This is a genomic window from Pseudomonas sp. GM60, from assembly GCF_000282415.1.
GTDB lineage: Bacteria > Pseudomonadota > Gammaproteobacteria > Pseudomonadales > Pseudomonadaceae > Aquipseudomonas > Aquipseudomonas migulae.
This window is the reverse complement of record NZ_AKJI01000098.1, coordinates 1-26,997: the sequence shown is the minus strand read 5'-3', so window position 1 is coordinate 26,997 and position 26,997 is coordinate 1. Positions and strand designations below refer to the sequence as shown.

The 26,997-nt window shown below is 60.0% G+C and carries 25 protein-coding genes; 1 reads left to right on the top strand and 24 read right to left on the bottom strand.

The window, feature by feature from the left end; genetic code table 11:
• Positions 1-10: 10 nt before the first annotated feature.
• On the top strand, positions 11-1,753 hold the full coding sequence (locus PMI32_RS06810) for an ABC transporter substrate-binding protein (RefSeq protein WP_008032756.1): 1,743 nt from the start codon (positions 11-13) through the stop codon (positions 1,751-1,753).
• 68 nt (positions 1,754-1,821) lie between these two features.
• On the opposite strand, the gene PMI32_RS06815 is transcribed toward PMI32_RS06810, so the two are convergent.
• The 24 genes from PMI32_RS06815 to PMI32_RS30335 form a co-directional block, all read right to left on the bottom strand.
• Positions 1,822-2,136 (bottom strand): helix-turn-helix domain-containing protein, encoded by a 315-nt coding sequence (locus tag PMI32_RS06815; RefSeq protein ID WP_008032753.1) that lies wholly within the window; start codon positions 2,134-2,136, stop codon positions 1,822-1,824.
• Positions 2,126-2,476, bottom strand: coding sequence for a hypothetical protein (locus PMI32_RS06820; RefSeq protein WP_008032750.1), 351 nt, complete (start codon positions 2,474-2,476; stop codon positions 2,126-2,128). The genes PMI32_RS06815 and PMI32_RS06820 overlap by 11 nt, the downstream gene beginning before the upstream one ends.
• A 250-nt stretch (positions 2,477-2,726) precedes the next feature.
• A complete protein-coding gene (gene nuoN / locus PMI32_RS06825; RefSeq protein ID WP_008032749.1) occupies positions 2,727-4,190 on the bottom strand; it encodes an NADH-quinone oxidoreductase subunit NuoN in 1,464 nt (487 codons plus the stop codon).
• Positions 4,191-4,197: 7 nt separating this feature from the next.
• Positions 4,198-5,730 carry an NADH-quinone oxidoreductase subunit M gene (gene nuoM / locus PMI32_RS06830; RefSeq protein ID WP_008032746.1) on the bottom strand — a complete coding sequence of 511 codons (1,533 nt, stop codon included), beginning with the start codon at positions 5,728-5,730 and terminating at the stop codon, positions 4,198-4,200.
• Between the two features lie 40 nt (positions 5,731-5,770).
• Entirely contained in the window at positions 5,771-7,624 is a 1,854-nt protein-coding gene (gene nuoL, locus PMI32_RS06835; RefSeq protein WP_008032743.1) for an NADH-quinone oxidoreductase subunit L, read from the bottom strand.
• The gene (nuoK, locus tag PMI32_RS06840) at positions 7,621-7,929 is read right to left on the bottom strand and encodes an NADH-quinone oxidoreductase subunit NuoK (protein WP_008032742.1); all 309 of its coding nucleotides are present in this window, start codon (positions 7,927-7,929) and stop codon (positions 7,621-7,623) included. The genes nuoL and nuoK overlap by 4 nt, the downstream gene beginning before the upstream one ends.
• A gap of 2 nt (positions 7,930-7,931) precedes the next feature.
• Positions 7,932-8,435, bottom strand: coding sequence for an NADH-quinone oxidoreductase subunit J (gene nuoJ, locus PMI32_RS06845; RefSeq protein ID WP_008032738.1), 504 nt, complete (start codon positions 8,433-8,435; stop codon positions 7,932-7,934).
• A 9-nt stretch (positions 8,436-8,444) separates the two neighbouring features.
• Entirely contained in the window at positions 8,445-8,990 is a 546-nt protein-coding gene (gene nuoI / locus PMI32_RS06850; RefSeq protein WP_008032736.1) for an NADH-quinone oxidoreductase subunit NuoI, read from the bottom strand.
• Between the two features lie 12 nt (positions 8,991-9,002).
• A complete protein-coding gene (gene nuoH, locus PMI32_RS06855; RefSeq protein WP_008032732.1) occupies positions 9,003-10,010 on the bottom strand; it encodes an NADH-quinone oxidoreductase subunit NuoH in 1,008 nt (335 codons plus the stop codon).
• Positions 10,007-12,721 carry an NADH-quinone oxidoreductase subunit NuoG gene (gene nuoG, locus PMI32_RS06860; protein WP_008032730.1) on the bottom strand — a complete coding sequence of 905 codons (2,715 nt, stop codon included), beginning with the start codon at positions 12,719-12,721 and terminating at the stop codon, positions 10,007-10,009. The genes nuoH and nuoG overlap by 4 nt, the downstream gene beginning before the upstream one ends.
• A 137-nt stretch (positions 12,722-12,858) precedes the next feature.
• Complete coding sequence (gene nuoF, locus PMI32_RS06865; RefSeq protein ID WP_008032727.1) at positions 12,859-14,214, bottom strand: NADH-quinone oxidoreductase subunit NuoF; 1,356 nt, start codon at positions 14,212-14,214, stop codon at positions 12,859-12,861.
• Positions 14,211-14,708: an NADH-quinone oxidoreductase subunit NuoE gene (gene nuoE / locus PMI32_RS06870; protein ID WP_008020715.1), complete on the bottom strand. Its 498-nt coding sequence runs from the start codon at positions 14,706-14,708 to the stop codon at positions 14,211-14,213. The genes nuoF and nuoE overlap by 4 nt, the downstream gene beginning before the upstream one ends.
• 2 nt (positions 14,709-14,710) lie before the next feature.
• Positions 14,711-16,495 carry an NADH-quinone oxidoreductase subunit C/D gene (nuoC, locus tag PMI32_RS06875; RefSeq protein WP_008032726.1) on the bottom strand — a complete coding sequence of 595 codons (1,785 nt, stop codon included), beginning with the start codon at positions 16,493-16,495 and terminating at the stop codon, positions 14,711-14,713.
• Between the two features lie 72 nt (positions 16,496-16,567).
• Positions 16,568-17,242 (bottom strand): NuoB/complex I 20 kDa subunit family protein, encoded by a 675-nt coding sequence (locus PMI32_RS06880; RefSeq protein WP_008032725.1) that lies wholly within the window; start codon positions 17,240-17,242, stop codon positions 16,568-16,570.
• 10 nt (positions 17,243-17,252) lie between these two features.
• Positions 17,253-17,666, bottom strand: a complete 414-nt coding sequence (locus PMI32_RS06885) for an NADH-quinone oxidoreductase subunit A (protein WP_003223812.1) — start codon at positions 17,664-17,666, stop codon at positions 17,253-17,255.
• A 649-nt stretch (positions 17,667-18,315) separates the two neighbouring features.
• On the bottom strand, positions 18,316-19,641 hold the full coding sequence (gene aceA / locus PMI32_RS06890; protein WP_008032724.1) for an isocitrate lyase: 1,326 nt from the start codon (positions 19,639-19,641) through the stop codon (positions 18,316-18,318).
• A 475-nt stretch (positions 19,642-20,116) separates the two neighbouring features.
• Complete coding sequence (locus tag PMI32_RS06895) at positions 20,117-20,878, bottom strand: secretin N-terminal domain-containing protein (RefSeq protein WP_008032723.1); 762 nt, start codon at positions 20,876-20,878, stop codon at positions 20,117-20,119.
• Between the two features lie 321 nt (positions 20,879-21,199).
• Positions 21,200-21,625 carry a GNAT family N-acetyltransferase gene (locus PMI32_RS06900; protein ID WP_017339601.1) on the bottom strand — a complete coding sequence of 142 codons (426 nt, stop codon included), beginning with the start codon at positions 21,623-21,625 and terminating at the stop codon, positions 21,200-21,202.
• Entirely contained in the window at positions 21,618-22,787 is a 1,170-nt protein-coding gene (locus tag PMI32_RS06905; protein ID WP_008032721.1) for a ribosomal protein uL16 3-hydroxylase, read from the bottom strand. Before PMI32_RS06905 ends, PMI32_RS06900 begins: the two co-directional genes overlap by 8 nt.
• An 86-nt stretch (positions 22,788-22,873) precedes the next feature.
• Positions 22,874-24,244, bottom strand: coding sequence for an adenylosuccinate lyase (gene purB / locus PMI32_RS06910; RefSeq protein WP_008032719.1), 1,371 nt, complete (start codon positions 24,242-24,244; stop codon positions 22,874-22,876).
• Between the two features lie 127 nt (positions 24,245-24,371).
• Entirely contained in the window at positions 24,372-24,995 is a 624-nt protein-coding gene (gene hflD / locus PMI32_RS06915; RefSeq protein WP_008032717.1) for a high frequency lysogenization protein HflD, read from the bottom strand.
• Positions 24,992-26,137 (bottom strand): tRNA 2-thiouridine(34) synthase MnmA, encoded by a 1,146-nt coding sequence (gene mnmA / locus PMI32_RS06920; RefSeq protein ID WP_008032715.1) that lies wholly within the window; start codon positions 26,135-26,137, stop codon positions 24,992-24,994. The genes hflD and mnmA overlap by 4 nt, the downstream gene beginning before the upstream one ends.
• 59 nt (positions 26,138-26,196) lie before the next feature.
• Positions 26,197-26,643: an NUDIX hydrolase gene (locus PMI32_RS06925; RefSeq protein WP_008032714.1), complete on the bottom strand. Its 447-nt coding sequence runs from the start codon at positions 26,641-26,643 to the stop codon at positions 26,197-26,199.
• A 190-nt stretch (positions 26,644-26,833) separates the two neighbouring features.
• Positions 26,834-26,997, bottom strand: a 164-nt coding sequence (locus PMI32_RS30335) for an NADP-dependent isocitrate dehydrogenase (RefSeq protein ID WP_008032712.1), incomplete at its 5' end; no start/stop codon positions are given.

Sequence of the window (26,997 nt, the reverse complement as noted above, 5' to 3'; positions counted from 1 at the left end):
GGAGGTCTCTATGTTCGACAAAAACAATAAGCTGCGACATAGCATTTCATTGGCAGCCATGCTGGCACTCAGCGGTTTGAGCGCTTCGGCCTGGGCCGATGCCTACGAAGAAACCGCGAAAAAATGGATCGGCAGCGAGTTCAAACCGTCCACCCTGTCGGCGGATCAGCAACTCGCGGAACTGAAGTGGTTCATCAAGGCCGCCGAGCCGTTTCGCGGGATGGACATCAAGGTCGTCTCGGAGACCCTGACCACTCACGAATATGAGTCCAAGGTATTGGCCAAGGCTTTTACCGAGATCACCGGGATCAAGGTGACCCACGATTTGCTGCAGGAAGGCGACGTGGTGGAAAAGCTGCAGACCGTGATGCAGTCGGACAAGAGCATCTATGACGGCTGGGTCAACGACTCTGACCTGATCGGCACGCACTTCCGTTACGGCAAGACTGAATCCATTACCGACCTGATGGCCAATGAAGGTAAAAACTTCACTTCGCCGACCCTGGACCTCAAGGATTTCATCGGCCTTTCCTTCACCACCGCGCCCGACGGCAAGCTCTATCAACTGCCCGACCAACAATTCGCCAACCTCTACTGGTTCCGCGCCGACTGGTTCGAGCGCGCGGACCTTAAAGCCAAGTTCAAGGAAAAGTACGGTTACGAGCTGGGCGTTCCGGTGAACTGGTCGGCCTATGAAGACATCGCCAAATTCTTCAGCGAAGACGTCAAGGAAATCGACGGCAAGCGGGTCTACGGGCACATGGATTACGGCAAGAAAGACCCGTCCCTGGGCTGGCGCTTCACCGATGCCTGGTTCTCCATGGCGGGTGGTGGCGACAAGGGCTTGCCTAACGGTTTGCCGGTGGACGAGTGGGGCATCCGCGTCGAGGACTGCCACCCGGTCGGTTCCAGCGTGACTCGCGGTGGCGACACCAACGGCCCGGCGGCGGTATTTGCCACCACCAAATACGTCGACTGGCTCAAGGCCTACGCACCACCGGAAGCGGCGGGCATGACCTTCTCCGAGTCCGGCCCGGTGCCGTCCCAGGGCAACATCGCCCAACAGATCTTCTGGTACACCGCATTCACCGCCGACATGACCAAACCGGGTCTGCCCGTGGTGAACGCCGACGGCACACCGAAATGGCGCATGGCACCTTCGCCGCGCGGTCCGTATTGGGAAGAGGGCATGAAGCTGGGTTATCAGGACGTGGGTTCCTGGACGTTCATGAAGTCCACGCCTGAGAAACAGAAACTGGCTGCCTGGCTCTATGCGCAGTTCGTGACGTCGAAAACCGTGTCTCTGAAGAAAACCATCGTCGGCCTGACACCAATTCGCGAGTCGGACATCAACTCGCAAGCGATGACCGATCTGGCACCGAAACTGGGTGGTCTGGTCGAGTTCTACCGCAGCCCGGCCCGCGTGCAATGGACCCCGACCGGGACCAACGTGCCGGACTATCCGCGTCTGGCGCAACTGTGGTGGAGCCACATCGCCGAAGCCGCCAGCGGCGACAAAACCCCGCAACAGGCGCTTGATGGCCTGGCCAAGGATCAGGACGCGATCATGTCCCGTCTGGAACGCTCGAAGGCCCAAGCCACCTGCGCCCCGAAAATGAACCCCGAGCGCGATGCGCAATACTGGTTCGATCAGCCGGGTGCACCAAAACCGAAACTGGCGAACGAAAAGCCTAAGGGTGAAACCGTGAGCTACAACGAACTGCTGAAGTCGTGGGCGGATGCGCGTAAGTAAACGGCGGTACTGAGAAAGGCGAACGGCACCGGAAGGTGCCGTTTTTGTTGGTGCATGACGCTCTGAGTTCAAGTCAGGGTTGCGAGATGATCGATCGTCTGCGGAAAGCGCTCGACCAGACGGATCAGGGTCGTGGCTTGGGCATTGGGAGTTGCACGCCCCTGTTCCCAGTTCTCCAGGGTTCGGGTATTGGTACGCAGATACATCGCGAACACCGACCGGGAGAGATTGAGCTGTTGGCGGATGGCGACCACTTCCTCGGCGGTGATGGGCATCAGTTCGGGCAGATCAACCTTGTGAGTTCGCAGTGTGATCTTGCCTTGGCGCTCATCGGCCAGAGCCTCCAGGCCGTCCATCAGTTCGGAAAAAATGTCACGTTTCATAATGGGATCTCGTTTTGATTTCTCTATCCAGTGCTTGTCTGAAGATTTTTTTCTGGAAAGGCGACAGGTCGTCTTGCTCGTTTTTGCCATACACAGTGAACAGCCAGAACTGATTGAAGCCCGACCACCAGTAATAAATCACTCGTAATCCACTGCGTTTGCCTTTACCTCTTCGTTGGTCGCAGAAGCGAATTTTGCGCAGCCCACCTGTGCCCTCAATGAGGTCGCCCGCTTCAGGGTTCTTCAGCAACTCCAGCTGAAAGCTGCAAAACAATTCGTCGTCCAGGTAGTCGTCTCGATGTTTTTGAAACAAAGGTAATTCGATGAACAGAGCTTCCATATTCTGTACGCTACCTGCGTATAGTGTTATCTCGATAATCGAATCGGTCAAGCCATCCAGGCCATCCTTTTCATCCCCGTTTACAACGGTAGACCCCGGTCTTAAAAACACCTGTAGGACAAGTCGACTAATCCCGCGAGAGCATTCGGGGATTGCAGAAGGAGGGCAGGGCAGCAGTACCAAACCCCACAAACGCAAAAACGGCACCCGAAGGTGCCGTTTCTGTTTTCTACCGAGTATCGCTAAACGATCAACCCGCCAGACCAGCCTGTTGAACCAGAGCCAGCAACGGCTGCGGATACAGCCCGAGGAAGAACGCCAGTACGGCGATGGCCAGCAGCATCACGCCGCCTGCACGTTGTTCCCAATGCAGTTGCGCATCGTGGCGACGCAGGTTTGGCTCCATCAGGTACAGAGTGACCATGACGCGCAGGTAGTAGAAGACGCCGATGGCGCTGCCCAGTACCAGGGAACCTACCAGCCACCATTGGTGCGACTCGACACCGGTGGCGATGATGTAGAACTTGCCGATGAAGCCCGCGGTCAGCGGGATACCGGCCAGGGACAGCATCATCACGGTCAGTACGGCGGTCAGGTACGGACGGCGCCAGAACAGGCCGCGGTATTCGTACAGGGCATCCGCGTCACGGCCGTTGTACGGCGAGGACATCAGGGTGATCACGCCGAAGGCGCCGAGGCTGGTGATCACGTAGGTGACCAGGTACACGCCGATGGCTTCCACGGCCAGACCCTTGCTCGCCACCAGGGCGATCAGCAGGTAGCCGAAGTGCGCGATGGACGAGTAACCCAGCAGACGCTTGAGGTTGCTTTGGGTCAGGGCCAGCAGGTTACCGAACAGGATCGAGGCAATGGCGATGATGGTCAGCACGTCGCTGAGTACACCGCTGCTCGCCGCTGGCGAGATCTGGAACAGACGCACCATCACCGCGAACACAGCGACTTTGGAAGCGGTCGCCAGGAACGCCGCCACCGGTGCAGGAGCACCTTCGTAAACGTCCGGAGTCCAGAGGTGGAACGGTACCAGCGACAGTTTGAACGCCAGGCCGATCAGCATCATGCCCAGGCCCATTTGCGCCAGGGAGCTTGGCAGACCGGTGGCCGCGAGGGCCTGGCCGATACCGACAAAGCTCAGGCTGCCGGAATCGGCGTAGAGCAGGGCCATACCGAACAACAGGAACGCGGAACCGGCGGCCGACAGCACCATGTACTTGATACCGGCTTCCAGCGAACGCTTGTTGAAGAAGGCGTAGGCCACCAGACCGTAGACCGGCACCGAGAGCAGTTCCAGACCGATGAACAACCCGGCCAGGTGCTGCGCGCTGACCAGAACCAGGCCACCGGCGGCGGCCATCAGGATCAGCAGGTACAGTTCTTCGCGGTTGCCCGGGTAACCCGAACCGCCATCGCCGAGGTAGGCGTGGGCGAGGGTCACACAGGCCAGGGTGGCGACCAGGATCAGCGCCATGTACAAGCAGGCAAAGCTATCGATCTGCAGCAGTGGGGTCACGGCCAATGGCGCGACTTTCAATGCTGGCAGGATCGACAGCAACGCCAGGTTCAGGCCCGCCACGGAAATCAGGAAGGTCTGCGAGTGGTTGCGGCGCCAGGCAATCGCCAGCATCACCACGATGATCGTGGCGCTGGTGATCAACAACGGCGCTAGCGCGATAAAGTGTTGAGTCGTGAATTCCATAGCGCTCTTACCGGGCCGAAGCGAGTTGAGTGAAGGCGGTGCCGAGCCATTGCTGCACGCCATGCATCGTCGCAGCAGAGGTATCGAGGAACGGTTGCGGGTACACGCCGATGTAGATCAGCAGTGCCGCCAGACCGACCACCATGATCAGTTCGCGACCGTCCATGCCATGCAGCACCGCGTCCGATTTGGCCGGACCGAAGTACGCACGGTGGATCATGATCAGCGAGTAGACCGAACCGAACACCAGGCCTGACGTCGCGATGATGGTGACCAACGGTGCAGCAGGGAAGGTACCGATCAGGATCAGGAACTCACCGACAAAGTTACCGGTGCCCGGCAAGCCCAGCGACGCGGCTGCGAAGAACAGGCTGAGGGCCGGCAGGTAAGCGATCTTCGACCACAGGCCACCCATTTCACGCATGTCGCGGGTGTGGGTGCGCTCGTACAACTGACCGCTCAGGATAAAGAGTGCCGCGGCCGACAGACCGTGCGCCAGCATCTGCATCACCGCGCCCTGCAGCGCCAGTTGGCTGCCGGAGTAAATGCCGATCAGTACGAAGCCCATGTGGGAAACGGACGAGAAGGCAATCAGACGCTTGATGTCGGTTTGTGCGAAGGCCAGGAACGCGCCGTAGAAAATTCCGATCAGACCGAGGGTCATGGCAATCGGCGCAAACTCGGCCGACGCATTCGGGAACAGCGGCAGGGCGAAACGCAGCAGACCGTACGCAGCGGTTTTCAGCAAGATACCGGCTAGGTCGACGGAACCTGCGGTCGGCGCCTGGGCGTGAGCATCAGGCAACCAGGAGTGGAACGGTACGACTGGCAGCTTGACCGCGAAGGCGATGAAGAAACCGAGCATCAGGATGTACTCGGTGGTCAGCGACATCTTGGTTTTCAACAGGTCGGCGTAGTTGAAGGTAATCACGCCGGTGTCGTTGAAGTTGACCAGTACCAGACCCAGGATCGCCACCAACATGATCAGGCCGGAAGCCTGAGTGAAGATGAAGAACTTGGTCGCCGCGTAGATCCGGGTTTTCTTGCCGTCCGAAGAACTGTGACCCCAGAGCGCGATGAGGAAGTACATCGGCACCAGCATCATTTCCCAGAAGAAGAAGAACATGAACAGGTCGAGGGCGAGGAACACGCCGACGACACCGCCCAGGATCCACATCAGGTTCAGGTGGAAGAAGCCAACGTGACGTTGAATCTCTTTCCACGAGCAGAGTACCGACAGCACACCCAGCAGACCGGTCAGCATGATCATCAGCAGCGACAGGCCGTCGAGGGCTAGGTGCACGCTGATGCCGAAGCGCTCGATCCAGATGTGCTTGAACTCAAGCGCCCAGGTCGGGTCGGCGCCAGGCGCCGGGGCAAATGAATAGTCACCGGTGGCCCACAGCCAGAGGCCGAGGGAGAGCAACAGGGACATGGTGATCAGCGCAATCCAGCGGGGGAGGGTGGCGCCGAAGCGCTCACCCATCCAGCACAGCAGGCCGCCGATGAAGGGGATCAGGATTAGCCAAGGCAGAATCATGACGGGCTCAATTCCTTTCGCAAGTTCGCAAGGTTCATATTCAGACCGCTACCAGCACGATGGCGCCGATGACCAGCACGGAGCCGGCTGCCATCGATGCCGCGTACCAACGCAGTTGACCGGTTTCGGTACGGCTCAGGGCGGTGTGACCGCCTTTGGCCATACGCGGGATCAGACCGATGGTCTGGTCGAGCGGGTCTTTGCGCAGTACATGGCTGATCGCCAGGTATGGCTTGACGAACAGTTTGTCGTAGATCCAGTCGAAGCCCCAGGCAGCGAACCACCAGGCCGAAAGGAAGCGGCCGATGCCGCTGTTGGCGATTGCAGTAACGAAACGACGCTTGCCGAGGAACAGCAACGCGGCCAGCAGGATACCGGCCAGGGCGATGGCGCCCGAGGCGATTTCCAGGCTGTGCTTGGCTTCGCCGCCGGCGTGGCCGACGCTTTCCGGCAGCACACCGTGCAGCGGCGGAACGATCATCGCGCCAATGGCGGTGGACAATACGATCAGCACCGACAATGGCAGCCAGTGAGCGATGCCGTGACCGGCGTGCGCTTCGGTCTTCACTTCACCGTGGAACGCGATGAAGATCAGGCGGAAGGTGTACAGCGAAGTCATGAACGCACCGACCAGACCTGCGTACAGCAGACCCTGGTTACCGCTGGCAAACGCTTCCCAAAGGATTTCGTCCTTGGAGTAGAAGCCTGCGGTCACCAGTGGCAGGGCCGCCAGGGCCGCGCCGCCGACGATGAAGCTGGCGTAGGCCAGTGGCAGTTTCTTCCACAGGCCGCCCATCTTGAAGATGTTCTGCTCGTGGTGGCAGGCAACGATCACCGCACCGGAGGCAAGGAACAGCAGCGCCTTGAAGAATGCGTGGGTCATCAGGTGGAAAATCGCGCCATCCCATGCGCCAACGCCCAGCGCCAGGAACATGTAGCCGATCTGGCTCATGGTCGAGTAGGCGAGGATACGTTTGATGTCGGTCTGTACCAGGGCTGCGAAACCGGCGAGTACCAGAGTCACGCCGCCAACGATGCCGACCAGGTGCAGGATTTCCGGCGCCAGGGTGAACAGGCCGTGGGTACGGGCGATCAGGTAGACACCGGCGGTTACCATGGTCGCGGCGTGGATCAGTGCCGAAACCGGGGTAGGACCGGCCATCGCGTCCGCCAGCCAGGTTTGCAGTGGCAGTTGCGCGGATTTACCGACAGCGCCGCCCAGCAGCATCAGGGTGGCCATGACCATCCAGAAGTCGCCGGCCTGGAATTTCTGCGGTGCCAGCACCAGCAGTTCCTGGACGTTCAGCGTGCCCAGTTGGGCGAACAGGATGAACAGGCCGATGGCCATGAACACGTCGCCGATGCGGGTCACGATAAAGGCTTTGAGTGCGGCGTTACCGTTGTTGCGGTTGCTGTAGTAGAAACCGATCAACAGGTACGAGCACAGGCCCACGCCTTCCCAGCCGAAGTACAGGAACAACAGGTTATCGCCCAGGACCAGGAACAGCATGCTGGCGATAAACAGGTTGGTGTAGGCGAAGAAGCGCGAGTAACCGGCTTCACCGCGCATGTACCAGGACGCGAACAAGTGGATCAGGAAGCCGACACCAACGACCACACCGAGCATGGTCAGGGACAGACCATCCAGGTACAGCGCGAAGTTCGGCGTGAAGCCTTCCACCGCCATCCACTGCCACAACACCTGGGTGTAGTGACCGCCTTCAGGTGGCGCGACGTTGAACTGCCAGATCACGTAAGCGGTGACGATGGCAGACAGGCCGATGGAACCGACGCCGATCAGCGCCGACAGGTTTTCCGAGAGGCGTCCACGGGAGAACGACAGCAGCAGGAAACCTATGAGAGGGAATACGAAAGTCAGATAGAGAAGATTCATCCGCGCATCTCACTGGCAGCGTCGATATCGAGCGTGTGGAAGCGGCGATACAGTTGCAGCAGGATCGCCAGGCCGATACTGGCCTCGGCGGCTGCCAGGCTGATCACCAGGATGAACATGATCTGTCCATCCGGCTGCGCCCAGCGGCTACCGGCAACGATGAACGCCAAAGCGGAGGCATTCATCATGACCTCCAGGCTCATCAGCACGAAGAGAATGTTGCGGCGGACCATCAGGCCGACCAGACCGAGGCAGAACAGGATGCCGGCGACCGCCAGACCATGCTCCAAAGGGATAACAGGCATCGTCATTGCTCCTTGGCTTCGTTACGGCCCAAGTGGAACGCCGTCACGGCTGCGGCGAGCAGCAGCATCGAGGCGAGTTCGACCACCAGCAGGTACGGACCGAACAGGCTGATGCCCACGGCCTTGGCGTCTACGGTGGTGTGGCCGACGGCCTGGCCGCTCTGGTGGGAGAACAGCACGTACAGCAGTTCAGCCAGCAGCAGGGCGCCGAGAATCACCGGGCCGAGCCAGATGCCGGGCTTGAGCCAGACGCGCTCTTGCTGAACCGAGGCCGGGCCCAGGTTCAGCATCATCACCACGAACACGAACAGCACCATGATGGCGCCAGCGTAGGCGATCACTTCCAGAACACCGGCAAACGGTGCGCCGAGGGCGAAGAACGTCATGGCCACGGCGATCAGCGAAATGATCAGGTAGAGCAGGGCGTGCACAGGGTTGGTGTGGGTGATCACGCGAAGCGTGGACACCACAGCGATACCCGATGCGAAATAGAAAGCGAATTCCATCTTTCTTCCTTAAGGCAGCAAGCTCTTCACGTTGATCGGTTCGGCTTCATTCTGCGCGGAGCCTTTCGGCTTCCCGGCAATCGCCATACCTGCAACACGATAGAAGTTGTAATCAGGGTTTTTGCCGGGGCCGGAGATCAGCAGATCTTCTTTCTCGTAAACCAGGTCCTGACGTTTGAACTCGGCCATCTCGAAATCCGGTGTCAGCTGGATCGCGGTGGTCGGGCAGGCTTCCTCGCAGAGGCCGCAGAAAATGCAGCGCGAGAAGTTGATGCGGAAGAAGTCCGGGTACCAGCGACCGTCTTCGGTTTCAGCTTTCTGCAGCGAGATGCACCCGACCGGGCACGCCACGGCGCACAGGTTGCAGGCTACACAACGCTCTTCGCCATCAGGGTCGCGGGTCAGGACGATACGGCCACGGTAGCGCGGCGGCAGGTAGACCGGTTCTTCCGGGTACTGCAGCGTGTCGCGCTTGCGGAAGGCGTGGCCGAAAATCATCACCAGGCTGCGAAGCTGGGTGAAGAAGCCATGCACGATGTCAAATATGTACTTCATGATTCTCTATCCTCACTGAGCCGCGACGGCGGGCGTGTTGAGCAACACGATCGCAGCGGTCACCAGCATGTTGACGAGGGTCAGCGGCAGGCAGAACTTCCAGCTGAAATCCATCACTTGGTCATACCGTGGGCGCGGAATCGAGGCGCGCAACAGGATGAAGATCATGATGAAGAACGCGGTTTTCAGCGCAAACCAGATGAACGGGATCTGCGGCAGAATGTTGAACGGACCGTGCCAGCCACCGAAGAACAAGGTCACCAGCAGCGCCGAAATCAACACGATGCCGATGTACTCGCCGACGAAGAACATGCCCCATTTCATGCCGGCGTATTCAATGTGGTAACCGTCAGCCAGTTCCTGCTCCGCTTCCGGCTGGTCGAACGGGTGACGGTGAGTCACGGCGACGCCGGCGATGAAGAAGGTCAGGAAACCGAAGATCTGCGGAATGATGAACCACAGGTTCTGCGCTTGGTATTCAACGATGTCGCGCATGTTGAACGAGCCGACCTGGATCACGATGCCCATCAGCGACAGGCCCATGAACACTTCGTACGACACGGTTTGTGCCGAGGCCCGCAAGCTGCCCAGCAGGGCGAACTTGTTGTTACTCGACCAGCCGGCGAACAACACCGCGTAGACCGACAGACCGGCCATGGCGAAGAAGAACAGGATGCCGATGTTGATGTCCGCCACGCCCCAGGTCGGGGTGATCGGGATGATCGCGAAGGCAATCAGCAGGGCGCTCATGGCCACGACCGGTGCCAGGGTGAAGATCATCTTGTCGGCGAACGGCGGGGTCCAGTCTTCCTTGAAGAACATCTTGATCATGTCGGCCGCGATCTGGAACGCGCCGAACGGGCCGACGCGGTTCGGACCGTAACGGTCCTGCCAGAGGGCGAGCAGACGACGCTCGACCCAGCTCAGCAGCGCGCCGCACACCACCACGGCGAGCAGGATCACGATGGCCTTGAGGACCGCGATGATCACGTCAATCACTTCAGGCGTGAACCAGGTCATTGAGCTGCCTCCTGCAGACCGTCAACGGATTTGCCAAAGATCGCTGGCGGAATGCCCGCGATACCGGCCGGCAATGCGACCAGGCCAGCACCCAGCTCTTCGTTGATGCGCAGCGGCAGACGCAGGGTCTGGCCGGCAACGTTCAAGCTCAGCAGGGCACCGTCATTGACACCCAGACGGTCGGCTTCGGACTTGGCCAAAGCGACGTAGGCGGCCGGGATGCGTTCCTGAACCGGTGTGGCTTTCGAAGAGTTCTCTTCGCTGCCGAGCAGGTGGAAGAACGGCACGACCTGCCAGGTGCCCGGGGCCGGGTTGAAGGCGCGCGGAACAGCCGAGAACCAGTTCAGCGAATCACCGGTGCTTTCGATCAGGCGGGTGCCCGGGTCGCCAGCGCGGATGTGACCACCGACTTCGTCCTGGAACTTGTTCCAGGCTTGCGGCGAGTTCCAGCCCGGAGACCAGGCGAAAGGCACTTGCTGACGCGGTTCGGCCGAGCCCGAGTAACCTTCCATGGAGAAGGCGAACGCGGTGTCCTTGTCTTGCGGGGTACGCGGTTCGTGCACGTTGATGTCAGCGCGCATGGCGGTACGACCCGAGTAACGCAGCGGTTCGCGGGCAAGCTTCATGCCCTTGATGCGGAACGAGGCGGACGGTGCGGCATCGACGATGCGGTTCAGTTGCGGCGTGCTTGCAGCGACGGCAGCGGTGACGTGGTCCAGTTGGGTCCAGTCGATCGGCTGGTTCAGCAAGGTAGCACGCAGGGCATGCAGCCAGCGCCAGCCTTCGTGAACCAGGATGCTCGCGTCCATGTACTTCGGATCGAAGACCTGGAAGAAGCGCTGGGCGCGGCCTTCCTGGCTGACCAGCGTACCGTCGCCTTCAGCGAAGCTGGCGGCTGGCAGAACCAGGTGCGCGCGATCGCTGGTGGCGGTTTTCTGGTGGTCGGCAACGATCACCACTTTCGCGGCGGTCAGGGCGGCATCGACACGGGCTTTGTCGGTGCGGGTGTACAGATCGTTTTCCAGCACGACGATGGCGTCGGCCTTGCCATCGATCACCGCTTGCAGCGCGGCGTCGACCGATTCGCCACCGAGCATGGCCAGGCCGAGGCTGTTGGCCTCTGGCACGATCAGGCTGATGGAACCGTTCTTCTCGCGCAGCTTCAGGGCTTTGGCGATGTTCGCGGCGGCTTCGATCAATGCTTTGGAACCCAGCGAGGTGCCGGCAATGATCAGTGGGCGCTTGGCCGCGAGCAGGGCGTCGGCAATGCGCTTGGCCAGTTCGAGGGCTTCGGCGTCGAGGCCTTCAACCGCTGGGGCGCAGGCGTCGAGGGCGTGAGCCACGGCGAAACCGATGCGCGCCAGATCGTCGGGAGCGGCGTGAACGCACTCTTCGGCGATGTCGTCGAGCTTGGTTTCAGCCAGGCTGGCGATGAACAGCGGGTTCAGTTCGTGCTGACCGATGTTCTTCACCGCAGCGTCGAGCCAAGGCTGAACGCGCATGCCGTCGGCCATGTCTTCTGCCTTGCCCTTGACCGATTGACGCAGGGACAGCGCCATACGGGCGGCAGTCTGGGTCAGGTCTTCGCCGAGGACGAAGATGGCGTCGTGGTCTTCGATGTCGCGCATGTTCGGGATCGGCAGCGGGCTGTCTTTGAGCACCTGCATGACCAGACGAATGCGTTCCAGCTCGGCGGCTTCGATACCGGAGTAGAAGTGCTCGGCGCCGACCAGCTCGCGCAACGCGTAGTTGCTTTCGAGGCTGGCACGCGGCGAACCGATACCGACGATGTTGCGACCGCGCAGCAGGTCAGCCGCTTTATCCAGCGCTTCGTCGAGGCTCAGCTTGGTGCCGTTGGCCAGCAGAGGCTGACGCGGGCGGTCTTCGCGGTTGACGTAGCCATAACCGAAACGGCCACGGTCGCACAGGAAGTACTGGTTGACCGAACCGTTGAAGCGGTTTTCGATCCGACGCAGTTCGCCGTAACGCTCGCCCGGGGAGATGTTGCAACCGCTGGAGCAGCCATGGCAGATGCTCGGCGAGAACTGCATGTCCCACTTGCGGTTGTAGCGCTCGGAGTGAGTCTTGTCGGTGAACACACCGGTCGGGCAGACCTCGGTGAGGTTGCCGGAGAATTCGCTTTCCAGTACGCCGTCTTCAACGCGACCGAAGTACACGTTGTCGTGGGCGCCGAACACACCAAGGTCGGTGCCGCCAGCGTAATCCTTATAGAAGCGCACGCAGCGGTAGCAAGCGATGCAGCGGTTCATTTCGTGGGAAATGAACGGGCCCAGTTGCTGGTTCTGGTGGGTACGCTTGGTGAAGCGATAACGGCGCTCGTTGTGGCCGGTCATCACGGTCATGTCTTGCAGGTGGCAGTGACCGCCTTCCTCACAGACCGGGCAGTCGTGCGGGTGGTTGGTCATCAGCCATTCAACAACACTGGCGCGGAAGGCCTTGGACTCTTCATCTTCGATGGAGATCCAGGTGCCGTCGGTGGCAGGGGTCATGCAGGACATGACGATGCGACCGCGGGTGTCGTTCTCGTCGGTGTACTGCTTGACCGCGCACTGGCGGCAAGCGCCAACGCTGCCAAGGGCAGGGTGCCAGCAGAAATAAGGGATATCGAGGCCTAGCGACAGACATGCCTGTAACAGGTTGTCTGCCCCATCGACTTCGAGCTCTTTGCCGTCTACGTGGATAGTGGCCATGGTTCAAAGTTCTTCGTTGGCCCGGTGTCAGCGGGCGTGGCTAATGGAATCTTGTTATTCGCGTGAATCAACACAGCCGTTCAAGGCGTCATCACACGAGAAGGCGAACGGCACGGACCGTTCGCCTTTTTTAAGCGTTAAGCGCCGACTACGATCGGCCTTGCCAGAGGCGGGACGACGGCGCTGACAGGCGCGATGCCGGCTTCGAACTCATGGCGGAAGTATTTGATTGCGCTGCCCAACGGCTCCACGGCACCCGGTGCGTGAGCACAGAAGGTCTTGCCTGGGCCGAGGAAACCGACCAGACCCAGCAGGGTCTCGATGTCGCCTGGCTGGCCTTCGCCGTTCTCGATGGCCATCAGCAGCTTGACGCTCCATGGCAAGCCATCGCGGCAAGGGGTGCAGAAACCACAGGATTCGCGGGCGAAGAACTGCTCCATGTTGCGCAGCAGCGAAACCATGTTGACGCTGTCGTCCACCGCCATGGCCAGGCCGGTACCCATACGGGTGCCCACTTTGGCGATGCCGCCGGCGTACATTTGTGCGTCCAGGTGTTCAGGCAACAGGAAACCGGTACCGGCGCCGCCTGGCTGCCAGGCCTTGAGCTTGTAACCGTCGCGCATGCCGCCGGCGTAGTCTTCGAACAACTCGCGACCGGTGACGCCGAATGGCAATTCCCACAGGCCCGGGTTCTTGACCTTGCCGGAGAAGCCCATGAGCTTGGTGCCCATGTCTTCACTGCCTTCGCGAGCCAACGATTTGTACCAGTCCACGCCATCGGCAATGATCGCCGGGACGTTGCACAGGGTTTCAACGTTGTTCACGCAAGTCGGCTTGCCCCACACGCCAACGGCGGCAGGGAAGGGCGGCTTGGAGCGCGGGTTGGCGCGGCGGCCTTCGAGGGAGTTGATCAGTGCGGTTTCTTCACCGCAGATGTAACGCCCGGCGCCGGTGTGGACGAACAGCTCGAAATCGAAGCCGCTGCCCAGGATGTTCTTGCCCAAAAGGCCAGCTGCCTTGGCTTCTTCCACGGCACGGTTGAGGTGCTTGGCGGCGGTGGTGTATTCGCCACGCAGGAAGATGTAGCCACGGTAGGTTTTCAGTGCGCGGGCACTGATCAGCATGCCTTCGATCAGCAGATGGGGCAGTTGCTCCATCAGCATGCGGTCTTTCCAGGTGTTCGGCTCCATTTCATCCGCGTTGCACAGCAGGTAGCGGATGTTGATGGATTCGTCTTTCGGCATCAGGCCCCACTTCACGCCCGTGGGGAAGCCTGCACCGCCGCGACCTTTCAGGCCGGCGTCTTTCACGGTCTGGACGATGTCGTCCTGAGCCATGTCGGCGAAGGCCTTGCGCGCAGCCGCGTAACCGTTCTTGGCCTGGTACTCGTCGAGCCAGACAGCTTCGCCGTCGTCACGCAGACGCCAGGTCAGCGGGTGAGTCTCGGCCGAACGCTTGATGCGGTTGGCAGGACCGAAGGAAGTCAGGGTCATACGTAGCCCTCGAGCAATTTGGCAACGCCGGCAGGCTGCACATCACCGAAAGTGTCGTCGTCGATCATCAACGCCGGCGCCTTGTCGCAGTTGCCGAGGCAGCAGACCGGCAGCAGGGTGAAACGACCGTCGGCGGTGGTCTGGCCAAGGCCGATGCCGAGTTTGCTCTGGATTTCGCTGACTACCGATTCATGGCCGCCGATGTAGCAGACCATGCTGTCGCAGACGCGAATGATGTGGCGACCGACTGGCTGACGGAAGATCTGGCTATAGAAAGTAGCCACGCCTTCAACGTCGCTCGCCGGGATGCCGAGGATCTCGCCGATGGCGTAGAGCGCGCCGTCAGGCACCCAGCCACGTTCCTTCTGGACGATCTTCAGGGCTTCGATCGACGCCGCGCGCGGGTCTTCGTAGTGATGCAGCTCGTGCTCGATGGCCGAGCGCTCGGTTTCACTCAAGGTGAAACGGTCTGTCTGGATAAGCGTGCTGTTCATGCTTAGCGGTCCACGTCGGCCATAACGAAATCGATACTACCCAGGTACGCAATCAAGTCCGCGACCATGCTGCCTTTGATCACCGAAGGGATCTGCTGCAGGTGCGGGAAGCTTGGGGTGCGAATCCGGGTGCGGTAGCTCATGGTGCCGCCATCGCTCGTCAGGTAATAACTGTTGATGCCCTTGGTCGCTTCGATCATCTGGAAGGATTCGTTGGCCGGCATGACCGGGCCCCACGAAACTTGCAGGAAGTGCGTGATCAGGGTCTCGATGTGCTGCAGCGTGCGCTCTTTCGGCGGCGGCGTGGTCAGCGGGTGATCCGCCTTGTACGGGCCTTCCGGCATGTTGCGCATGCACTGGTCGATGATCTTGATGCTCTGGCGCATTTCTTCGACGCGCACGATGCAACGGTCGTAGGCATCGCCATTGGCGGCCAGCGGCACTTCGAATTCGAAGTTCTCGTAGCCCGAGTATGGACGCGCTTTACGCAGGTCGAAGTCGCAACCGGTCGAACGCAGGCCTGCACCGGTGACGCCCCATTCGAGGGCTTCTTTGGTGTTGTAGGCAGCGACGCCGATGGTCCGGCCACGCAGGATGCTGTTGTCCAGGGCGGCTTTCTGGTATTCGTCCAGACGCTTTGGCATCCACTCGACGAAGTCTTTCACCAGTTTTTCCCAGCCGCGCGGCAGGTCGTGCGCGACGCCACCGATGCGGTACCAGGCCGGGTGCAGACGGAAACCGGTAATGGCTTCGATCACCGTGTACGCCTTCTGGCGGTCTGTGAAGGTGAAGAACACCGGGGTCATGGCGCCGACGTCCTGGATGTAGGTACCCAGGAACAGCAGGTGGCTGGTGATCCGGAAGAACTCGGCCATCATGATGCGGATGACGTCGACCTTCTCGGGTACCTTGATGCCGGCCAGCTTCTCGACCGAGAGCACGTACGGCAGGTTGTTCATCACGCCGCCGAGGTAGTCGATACGGTCGGTGTACGGGATGAAGCTGTGCCAGGACTGACGCTCGGCCATCTTCTCGGCACCACGGTGGTGGTAGCCGACGTCCGGTACGCAATCGACGATCTCTTCACCGTCCAGCTGCAGGATGATGCGGAACGCACCGTGCGCGGAAGGGTGGTTGGGACCGAGGTTGAGGAACATGTAGTCCTCGTTCGCACCGGAACGCTTCATGCCCCAGTCTTCAGGCTTGAAGCGCGCGGCTTCTTCCTCAAGCTGTTGCTTGGCCAGGTTCAGGGTGAACGGGTCGAACTCGGTGGCACGGGCCGGGAAGTCCTTGCGCAGCGGGTGACCTTCCCAGGTCGGCGGCATCATGATGCGGGTCAGGTGCGGGTGGCCGGCAAAGTCGATGCCGTACATGTCCCACACTTCACGCTCGTACCAGTTGGCGTTCGGCCAGATCCCGGTGACGGTCGGCACGCTGAGGTCGCTCTCGGACAAGGCGACCTTGATCATCACGTCACTATTACGTTCGATCGACATCAGGTGATAGAACACGGTGAAGTCGGCGCCGCTTGGCAGCCCTTGACGCTTGGTGCGCAGACGCTCGTCCACGCCGTGCAGGTCATAGAGCATGACGTACGGCTTGGGCAGGTTGCGCAGGAAGGTCATCACTTCGACGAGTTTGGCGCGGGCAACCCAAAGCACCGGCATGCCGGTGCGGGTAGGCTGGGCGGTGAACGCCTCGGGGCCAAAACGGTTATTCAGTTCGACGACCACATCCTGGTCGTCTGCCTTGTAAGGCGGGATGTACAGAGCACTGCCTGTAGTCATGGTTATTTATCGCTTTCGGTCAACGTAAAGAATGAAGCCAGTGTCTCGTTCTATATAAGAAGCAGATCTGGATCAGACTTCGTCGGGGCTGCGCAGGTTGGTGACTGCGATTCGCTGTTCGCGGCGCTTGTCCTTCTCGGAAGGCATCTCGGCGCGATACACGCCTTGATCGCCAACGACCCAGGAAAGCGGACGACGCTCCTGTCCAATCGACTCCTGCAAGAGCATCAAGCCTTGCAGAAAAGCTTCAGGACGAGGCGGGCAGCCAGGCACGTAGACGTCCACGGGCAGGAACTTGTCCACCCCTTGAACGACTGAGTAGATGTCGTACATGCCACCGGAGTTGGCGCACGAACCCATGGAGATAACCCATTTAGGTTCGAGCATTTGCTCGTAGAGACGCTGAATGATCGGCGCCATCTTGATGAAGCAGGTACCGGCGATAACCATGAAATCCGCCTGACGCGGCGATGCCCGGATAACCTCGGCGCCAAAGCGCGCGATGTCGTGGGGCGCCGTGAAGGCGGTGGTCATTTCCACGTAGCAGCACGAAAGGCCGAAGTTATACGGCCACAGGGAGTTCTTGCGCCCCCAGTTGATCGTGCCGTTAAGCACGTCTTCGAGCTTGCCCATGAAGATGTTTTTGTGGACTTGATCTTCTAACGGATCGGAAACGGTTTCCCGTTCGCCAATCGGATACTGCTCGTTAGGAGCATCGGGGTCGATCCTGGTGAGATTGTATTGCATTGCCAAAGCCTCATTGTTTCAGCTTCGCTTGCCGCTTACGACGAGCTTCCGGAGCCCAGTCAAGGGCGCCCACTCGGAATAGGTAGACAAGGCCTGCCAACAGAATTGCTATGAAAACGAGAGCTTCGACGAATCCGGTCCAGCCGCTTTCGCGGACGGACACAGACCAGGCAAAGAGAAAAAGGGCTTCGATATCGAAGATCACGAAGAGCATCGCGACCAGATAGAATTTGGCTGAGAGCCGCAAGCGGGCGCCACCTGTAGGTAGCATGCCGGACTCGAACGGTTCGTTTTTGCTGCGGCCCCAGGCTTTTGACCCGAGGAGGCTGGAGACGCCGAGCATGAAGGCGCAAAGGCCGACAACGCCCAGAAGGAAAATGGCAAAGCCCCAGTTGTGGGCCATGAGTCCTGTCGCTTCGGGCATGCTGGTAATCCTTAACAGAGAGCAAAGGTCTCTGAGCTTGAAAAAGAAACAAAGCAGTGACGATATGTCGCAGCAATCAATCCCGCTGATTTTATGGCACAACACCGTGCAAGTAAAATTCCTATAGCGAAATTATTTATAGGAATAAGGACATAGCGCACCTCCAAAGTCCCGCAGCCCATGCGTTGCGGGCATTAGCAGGCTTTTCATCAATTATGTTTTGTAGGGAATGTAACGAACATAGTTTGAGCTAAATGATAATCAATATTGTTTGAGGTGGTTTTCAAACTGTTTAACGGGTAGGTGGGTGGAAAGTTGTCTTATATGCGCGTTACTGCAAGTAGCGGGCGGCACCGTTTTACCCTGTTTTTCTGATCGTGAAACTGCGCTGGATCAAGGATTATCCTGCGGTTTTCGGCTGCACGCATTCCCTGTGGGAGCCGGGCTTGCCCGCGATGGCGTTGTGTCAGGCGCCAAAGATGCCGGCTGATACGCCGCCATCGCGGGCAAGCCCGGCTCCCACAGGGATTGTGGTGTTTATGAAATCGCAGGCAAAAAAACGCCCCGAACCAGTCGGGGCGTCAGATGTGCGGCGTTGCGGTTAGCTTTTTATTCGGTCCGCAACGGCCGTTCGTTCAGGCGAAGCAGATCAGTGGAACTGTTCTTCTTCAGTCGAACCGGTCAGTGCGGTAACCGACGACGAGCCGCCCTGGATCACGGTGGTCATGTCGTCGAAGTAGCCGGTGCCCACTTCCTGCTGGTGAGCCACGAAGGTGTAACCCTTGGCGGCGTCGGCGAATTCCTGCTCTTGCAGCTTCACGTAGGCAGTCATGTCGTTGCGGGCGTAGTCGTGCGCCAGGTTGAACATGCTGTGCCACATGTTGTGAATGCCGGCCAGGGTGATGAACTGGTGCTTGTAACCCATGGCGGACAGTTCGCGCTGGAACTTGGCGATGGTCGCGTCGTCCAGGTTTTTCTTCCAGTTGAAGGAAGGCGAGCAGTTGTACGACAGCAGTTGGTCCGGGTATTCCTTCTTGATCGCTTCAGCGAAGCGACGGGCTTCGTCCAGATCCGGCTTGGCGGTTTCGCACCAGATCAGGTCGGCGTACGGAGCGTAAGCCAGGCCGCGAGCGATTGCCTGGTCCAGGCCAGCGCGCACTTTGTAGAAGCCTTCCTGGGTACGTTCGCCAGTCACGAATGGCTGGTCGTACGGGTCGCAGTCGGAAGTCAGCAGGTCAGCCGCGTTAGCGTCGGTACGTGCCAGGATGATGGTCGGAGTACCGGCAACGTCAGCCGCCAGACGGGCAGCGGTCAGCTTCTGTACCGCTTCCTGGGTAGGAACCAGTACCTTGCCGCCCATGTGGCCGCATTTTTTCACGGAAGCCAGTTGGTCTTCGAAGTGAACGCCGGCGGCGCCTGCTTCGATCATGCTCTTCATCAGCTCGTAAGCGTTCAGTACGCCGCCGAAACCGGCTTCGGCGTCAGCCACGATTGGTGCGAAGTAGTCGATGTAGCCTTCGTCGCCCGGGCCCTTGCCGGCTTTCCACTGGATCTGGTCAGCACGACGGAACGAGTTGTTGATGCGCTTGACCACGGTTGGAACCGAGTCCACCGGGTACAGCGACTGGTCCGGGTACATCGATTCGGCGGAGTTGTTGTCCGCAGCAACCTGCCAGCCCGACAGGTAGATCGCCTGGATGCCGGCTTTGACTTGTTGTACAGCCTGGCCGCCGGTCAGGGCGCCCATGCAGTTGACGAAATCTTTCTCAGGACGGAAGGACGGCTTGGCGCCCTGGGTGACCAGGTTCCAGAGCTTCTCGGCGCCGAGTTTTGCAAAGGTGTGCTCAGGTTGAACCGAGCCACGCAGGCGGACGACGTCAGCAGCGGAGTAAGCGCGTGTCACGCCTTTCCAGCGTGGGTTTTCAGCCCAGTCTTTTTCGAGGGCTGCAATTTGCTGTTCGCGTGTCAGTGCCATGGAGATAAACCTCGTCGCGTCTTTTACGGAAAGTTGTTCTGCGGTGGAAAATTCATGCGCTCGCAGACCAGAAGCTTAGGCGGTCAAGTCGAATTCGGCGGGGTTGGCGACGGGATGAACGATGGGCTCGAGGGGAAGTGAGCAGGTAAGGGCGGACTGGCGAGCGCATTCGGGCGTCGTGGGCCTTTATACGAACTTCAGTGTGATGCCGGGTTACCTAAATACGCTTCCGTCCCTCGGGACAACTTCGTTCCAGTCGGCAACCTCGTCAAACACACCTTGTGGGCGGTACAGACACGAAACGGCTCGCGGGGTAGGTGCGAGCATCGCCTCGAAGGCCCTTGCCAGGGCCCCTGATTAGCGGGAGCGAGGCCATCATGCCTTCGCTTTTTTGGCTCGTCAAACGTTTTGTAGTGCTTTTTTTCGAGCACTACATCTTTGGTCTAATACGACTAATCAGTCAGTTTTTGGTGGTTTAGTCCAAAGTATCGACTTTCACCCGCAGGGTCATGTCATCCCGGCCCTGAGTCGAGTAGCTGCGGGTCATGCCCTGTTTGTCGGCCTGAGTCTGGCGATTCACGCCGGCGAGAGTGATCCATTCGCCGAGGCGGCCGGTGACGGTTGTGTCGGTGCTTTGCACGTTCACTACATCGGGACGTTCCTGGCTCATGCGGTCACGGTTGGTACTGATCGACAGGTGAACGATGTCGCCGGTGACGCTCGCGGTGACATAGAAACCCTGGGTGACGTTGCGGTATTCGGTCTGGCTGCGGGGATCGCCATAGGAATCGATCTGCGTGCTGGTCAACGGCACGCTCTGGCCAACCTGGATCAGCGCCGGTGTACCTTCGCTGGCTTGGACTTGTTGAATGCCGCCGTCACGGCTTTCGGTGCTGCGATTGATGATTCGGGTCTGGCTGGGTTTGGCGCCGTTCACCGAGTAACCCTGATCGCCCTGGAAGTTGTTTTCGTTGGTGTCGACGGTGATCAGCAGGCGCTTGGGCTGAGTGTCGAGTTGGGCGATAAGCGCTTTAAGTTCGTCGATCTTGCGTTGATCGGCATTGACGATCAGTTGGTTGCCGTAGGCGCTGACCTGGCCGTCCTTGCCGATAAAATCCTGCGCCATCGGCAGCATGTCGGCGCTGGTGTGGTAGTTCAACGGCACGATCTCGGTGGCTGCCATGACCGAAAAACTGCAGGTCAGCAGCAGCGTGGTGAGCAGGGTGCGTAGGGACATATCCGTTATCTCCGGCCTTGAAGTTTGTGTGTAGGAGCCAGCTTGCTGGCGATGGTCGTCAACGATGACGCTGGAAGCCTGATACCCCGCGGCGCTCTCACGACCATCGCGAGCAAGCTCGCTCCTACAGGTCTTGAGTTTGCCAGTTTGTCGGCCCGGCGTGGGGCAAGTTGAATCGTAGACAGCAAAACGCCCCGGCATCCGAAAATGGCGGGGCGTTTTGTGGTGTTCTTCGGGGCCTCATCGCGAGCAGGCTCACTCCCACAGGTCTAGCGTAATCCTTGTAGGAGTGAGCCTGCTCGCGATGGGGGTACCTCGGTATCAGGCCGAGTGCCGCACCATGTCCACATGCGGAATCCCGGCTTCCAGGAACTCCTCACTGACCAGGCTGAAGCCCAGGCGCTCATAGAACGCCGTCGCCTGCACCTGCGCGCTCAGCATCTGCTGCTTCAGCCCGCGCTTCTCGGCTTCACCGATCACCGCTTGCATCAGCGCGTCGCCAACCTTCAAGCCGCGCCAGTCTTTCAGCACCGAAACCCGGCCAACATGCCCATCGGGCAGCAAGCGTGCGGTGCCAATCGGAAAGTCACCTTCGAAGGCCAGGAAATGCACCGCTGTTGCGTCATCTGCATCCCATTCCAGCTCGGGCGGAACGGATTGCTCGGCGATGAACACCGTCTCACGAATGCGCCGGATCTCGGCGTTATCCTTCTGCCAGTCTGCGACACGTACGTGAATTTTATTCATCGGCAAACCCCAGGCTTCCTTGCTTGATCAGTTCGCAAATCAAGCCGCGACCGTCTTCGTCGCTCAGCCATTCGCCGAGGTTGTCGATGTGCAGCGCATCGGCAGCGCAGATCAGCTTCAGCAGATCGCGCAGTTTGCCCGGCAGATAACGGCTCTGACCGCTGGCGAACAGCAGCAGGTCGTCATCGACTTCGGACCAGGCCATACGGGCGCTCGGGTTGCGGATCAGTACGGCGCCTTGCTCCAGGCTGGCAAGCAGGTCGTCTTCTTCGATTTCTTCAGGGCCGACCACCAGTTCCGGGTAGCGCGGTTCGGTCATGAACTGGCCGAACCAGGTCAGCAGCAGGCGTTCGTCGCTCATGTGCTCGGCCAGCAGGGCTTTCAGGCGATCGAGGGCGTCGTGCTGGATCTGATGCGGATCAACTGCAGGCAGGGCGTCGGCGTCGGTGTAACGCTCTTCGTCAGTCAGGAACTGGCTGAGGAAGTCGGTGAAGTGGGTCAGCACTTCAGCGGCGCTCGGTGCGCGGAAACCTACGGAGTAGGTCAGGCAGTCATCGACGGCCACGCCGCAGTGAGCCAGACGCGGCGGCAGGTAGAGCATGTCGCCCGGTTCCAGAACCCATTCATCAGTGGCTTCGAATTCAGCGAGGATGCGCAGGTCCGCGTGTTGCAGCATCGGGCTTTCGGAGTTGCACATCTGGCCAATTTTCCAGTTGCGCTTGCCGTGACCTTGCAGCAGGAACACATCGTAGTTATCGAAGTGCGGACCGACGCTGCCACCCGGCGCAGCGAAGCTGATCATCACGTCGTCGATGCGCCAGCTCGGCAGGAAGCGGAACTGTTCCAGCAGTTCGCTGACTTCCGGCACGAACTGGTCAACCGCTTGTACCAGCAGGGTCCATTCGGTTTCCGGCAGCTTGCTGAATTCGTCTTCGGCGAACGGGCCGCGGCGCAATTCCCAAGGACGCTCGCCGTGCTCGATGATCAGGCGCGATTCAACTTCTTCTTCCAGCGCCAGGCCGGCCAGTTCGTCGGCGTCGATCGGGCTTTCGAAATCAGGGATCGCCTGACGGATCAGCAGGGGTTTTTTCTGCCAGTAGTCACGCAGGAATTCGCGCGCCGTGATGCCGCCCAGAAGTTGAAGAGGAATGTCAGGATTCATGTGTAACCTATTGAAAAAAAGCACTTTTCAGACGGGAATAAAAACGCCCGGCGCTGCCGGGCGTCTCAAACGGGTAAAGCGGTCGATCAGATGCGCTTGGCTTGCTCTACAGCGTTGCCGATGTAGTTCGCCGGGGTGAGCAGTTTCAGCTCGGCCTTGGCGGCGGCAGGCATGTCCAGCCCGTCGATGAAAGTTTGCAGCGCTTCAGGGCTGATGCCCTTGCCACGGGTCAACTCTTTCAGCTTCTCGTACGGGTTTTCGATGTTGTAGCGACGCATCACGGTCTGGATCGGCTCGGCCAGGACTTCCCAGCAAGCATCGAGGTCAGCAGCGATTTTCTGAGCGTTGAGCTCCAGTTTGCTGATGCCTTTGAGGCTGGCTTCGTACGCGATCACGCTGTGGGCGAAGCCGACGCCGAGGTTGCGCAGTACGGTGGAGTCGGTCAGGTCGCGCTGCCAGCGGGAGATCGGCAGTTTGCTCGCCAGGTGCTGGAACAGTGCGTTGGCGATGCCCAGGTTGCCTTCGGAGTTTTCGAAGTCGATCGGGTTGACCTTGTGCGGCATGGTCGACGAACCGATTTCGCCAGCGATGGTGCGCTGTTTGAAATAACCTAGGGAGATGTAGCCCCAGATGTCGCGGTCGAAGTCGATCAGGATGGTGTTGAAACGCGCGATCGCGTCGAACAGCTCGGCGATGTAGTCGTGCGGTTCGATCTGCGTGGTGTAAGGGTTGAAGCCCAGGCCCAGCTCGTCTTCGATGAAGGCGCGGGCGTTGGCTTCCCAGTCGATCTCAGGGTAGGCCGACAGGTGAGCGTTGTAGTTGCCGACAGCGCCGTTGATCTTGCCCAGCAGCGGAACGGCAGCGACTTGAGCGATCTGGCGCTCCAGACGGTAAACCACGTTTGCCAGCTCTTTGCCCAGGGTGGTCGGCGAGGCCGGTTGACCGTGGGTGCGCGACAGCATCGGCACGTCAGCGAAACGGATGGCCAGTTCGCGGATGGCTTCTGCAGTCTGGCGCATCAGCGGCAGCATGACGTCATCACGGCCTTCGCGCAGCATCAGGGCGTGGGACAGGTTGTTGATGTCCTCGCTGGTGCAGGCAAAGTGGATGAACTCGCTGACAGCCGCCAGTTCCGGCAGCTTGGCCGCTTGCTCTTTGAGCAGGTATTCGATGGCTTTGACGTCGTGGTTGGTGGTGCGCTCGATCTCTTTGACACGCTCGGCGTGCTCCAGAGAGAAGTTTTCCGCCAGGGTGTTCAGCACAGCGTTGGCTTCGGCGGAGAACGCCGGCACTTCGCTGATGGCAGGGTGAGCGGCGAGGCGCTGGAGCCAGCGCACTTCAACCAGCACGCGAGCACGGATCAGACCGTATTCGCTGAAAATTGGGCGCAGGGCCTGGGTTTTGCCGGCGTAGCGGCCGTCAACAGGGGAAACCGCAGTGAGCGAAGAAAGCTGCATGGGGTGTTCTCGGACAGTCGGGCAACGAAATGGGGCGCGTATCATACATGAAAAAATCCGCCGGTCCGTTGCCAACTGACCAGCGTATTACGCGTTACTGACTACAAAACGGTGTTGCGGGCGCGGTTCAGCTGCTGCGCATCAGCGGGTAAAGCTCTTTCAGCAATTTGCGGCGGCTGACGACCAACTGCCAGCGATGACCGCCCAACTGCCGCCACAGGCGCGCCGAACGAATCCCGGCCAGCAACAGCGCACGGATCTTCGAAGCGTTGCTCGGCTGCTGCAGGTTGCGCATGTCGCCGTGAACCTGAATCCGTTGGCGCAAGGTGCTCAGGGTGTCCTGGTACAGCGCGCCGCAAGCGGCGATCACATTTTCGTGCGCCGGGCCGAAGTGTTCGACCTGGGACTGAATCTGCGGCAGACGTTTGCCGATCACCTCGAGCATGTCGCCGCGCTTGGCCAGTTGCCGCTCCAGCCCGAGCATTGCCAGGGCGTAGCGCAGCGGTTCGCGCTGCAGGGTGCTCGGGTCGCGTTCAAGGGCGCCGATCAGTGCGCGGTAACCTTCGCGCAGATTGATGTCGTCGCCGCCGTAGACTTCCAGCGTGTCCTTGGGGTCGCGAATCAGCAGGCTGCCAAGCATGCAGGTCAGGCCGGCTTCGCTGGTCTGGCCGGTCTTGGCGATCTTGTCGACAAGGACGGCGGCGAGAAACACGCCGCCCAGCGCCGTCAGTTGCTCCTGAGTGGGGCTCATTGCTGCTCGCCTTGAAGGGTGCCTTTGCTGGTCCACGGTTCTGCCACTTCAATCACGCCGCCGCCGAGGCAGATTTCGCCGTCGTAGAACACCACGGACTGACCGGGGGTGACCGCGCGTTGCGGCTCATCGAAGGTCGCGCGGTAGCCGGTGGCGGTTTTCTCCAGCGTGCACGACTGGTCGCTCTGGCGATAACGCACTTTGGCGGTCAGTTTGCGCGGCTCGCTCAGGTCGATCGGGTTGATCCAATAGATGTCCGAGGCGAGCAGGGCGCGGGAGAACAGGTAAGGGTGGTCATTGCCCTGGCCAACGATCAGCTCGTTGTGTTCCAGGTCCTTGATCAGCACGTACCACGGCTCGTCGCTGGCGTCTTTCAAACCGCCGATGCCCAGGCCCTGACGCTGGCCGATGGTGTGGTACATCAAGCCGTGGTGGCGGCCGATGACTTCACCTTCGGTGGTTTTGATTTCGCCTGGCTGCGCCGGCAGGTACTGCTTGAGGAAGTCGCTGAAGCGGCGTTCGCCGATAAAGCAGATCCCGGTGGAATCCTTTTTCTTCGCGGTGGCGAGTTCGTATTTCTCCGCAATCGCCCGCACTTGCGGTTTTTCCAGCTCGCCGACCGGGAACAGGGTCTTGGCGATCTGTTCGCCGCCGACGGCGTGCAGGAAGTAGCTCTGGTCCTTGTTCGGGTCCAGGCCCTTGAGCAGTTCGGTGCGGCCGTCGATGTCGCGGCGGCGCACGTAGTGGCCGGTGGCGATCAGGTCGGCGCCGAGCACCATGGCGTAGTCGAGGAACGCCTTGAACTTGATTTCGCGGTTGCACAGGATGTCCGGGTTCGGCGTGCGACCGGCCTTGTATTCGGCCAGGAAGTGCTCGAACACGTTGTCCCAGTACTCGGCGGCGAAGTTGGCAGTGTGCAGCTTGATGCCAATTTTGTCGCACACGGCCTGGGCGTCCGCCAGGTCGTCCATGGCGGTGCAGTATTCCGTTCCATCGTCTTCTTCCCAGTTCTTCATGAACAGGCCTTCCACCTCATAACCCTGCTCGATCAGCAGGAGGGCGGAAACGGAAGAGTCCACGCCGCCGGACATGCCGACAATGACGCGCTTCTTTTGTGTGTCAGAAGGGGCTGGATCACGCATAGGGATTCAATGAGTGTCTTGAAAAAGGACGCGATTCTAGCAGGCCGCAGCCCACAAGGCTAAAGAGAAGGGCGGATCAGTTCGAGGCCGAAGTGTTTACCGTCCAGATAATCATCGATACAACGGATGATCAGCTCACTGCGCCAGTTTGCGCGTTGTGCCAGCAGTTCGTCACGCGTCAGCCATTTTGCGCCGACGATGCCGTCATCCAGCTGATAGTCAGGGTGGTGCTTGAGCGCTTTTGCGATGAAGCAGACTCGCTGATACGTCACTCCGTTGCTGGGCGCGGTGTAGAGGTAAATGCCCACCACGCCGGTAGCCTCGACGTCCCAGCCGGTTTCTTCGAGGGTTTCGCGTACGGCGGCTTCGGTCAGGGTTTCGTTCGGGTCGAGGTGGCCGGCGGGCTGGTTGAGCACCGTCCGTCCGTGCTTGGTTTCTTCGACCATCAGGAAGCGACCATTGTCTTCGACGATGGTGGCGACGGTGATGTGGGGTTTCCAGTCCATAGATAGTCCTCAAATGTTGAAATGCGAAACCTGTAGGAGCCGGCTTGCCGGCGATCGCGGAGTGTCAGCCAATAAAAATGTTGAATGATAAACCGCTATCGCCGGCGAGCCGGCTCCTACAAGGTTTTGGTCAGTCTGTAGAAACAGAAACCCCGGCACATGGCCGGGGCTTCTTTGCATCCTTACAACCTTAAACCAGCGCAGCGATCGCGGCGTTGAAAGTGTTGCTCGGGCGCATGGCCTTGCTGATCAGCTCGGCATTGGCGTGGTAGTAACCGCCGATGTCCACTGGCTTTTCCTGAACGGCGTTGAGCTCGGCAACGATGGTCGCCTCGTTCTCGGTCAGGGTTTTTG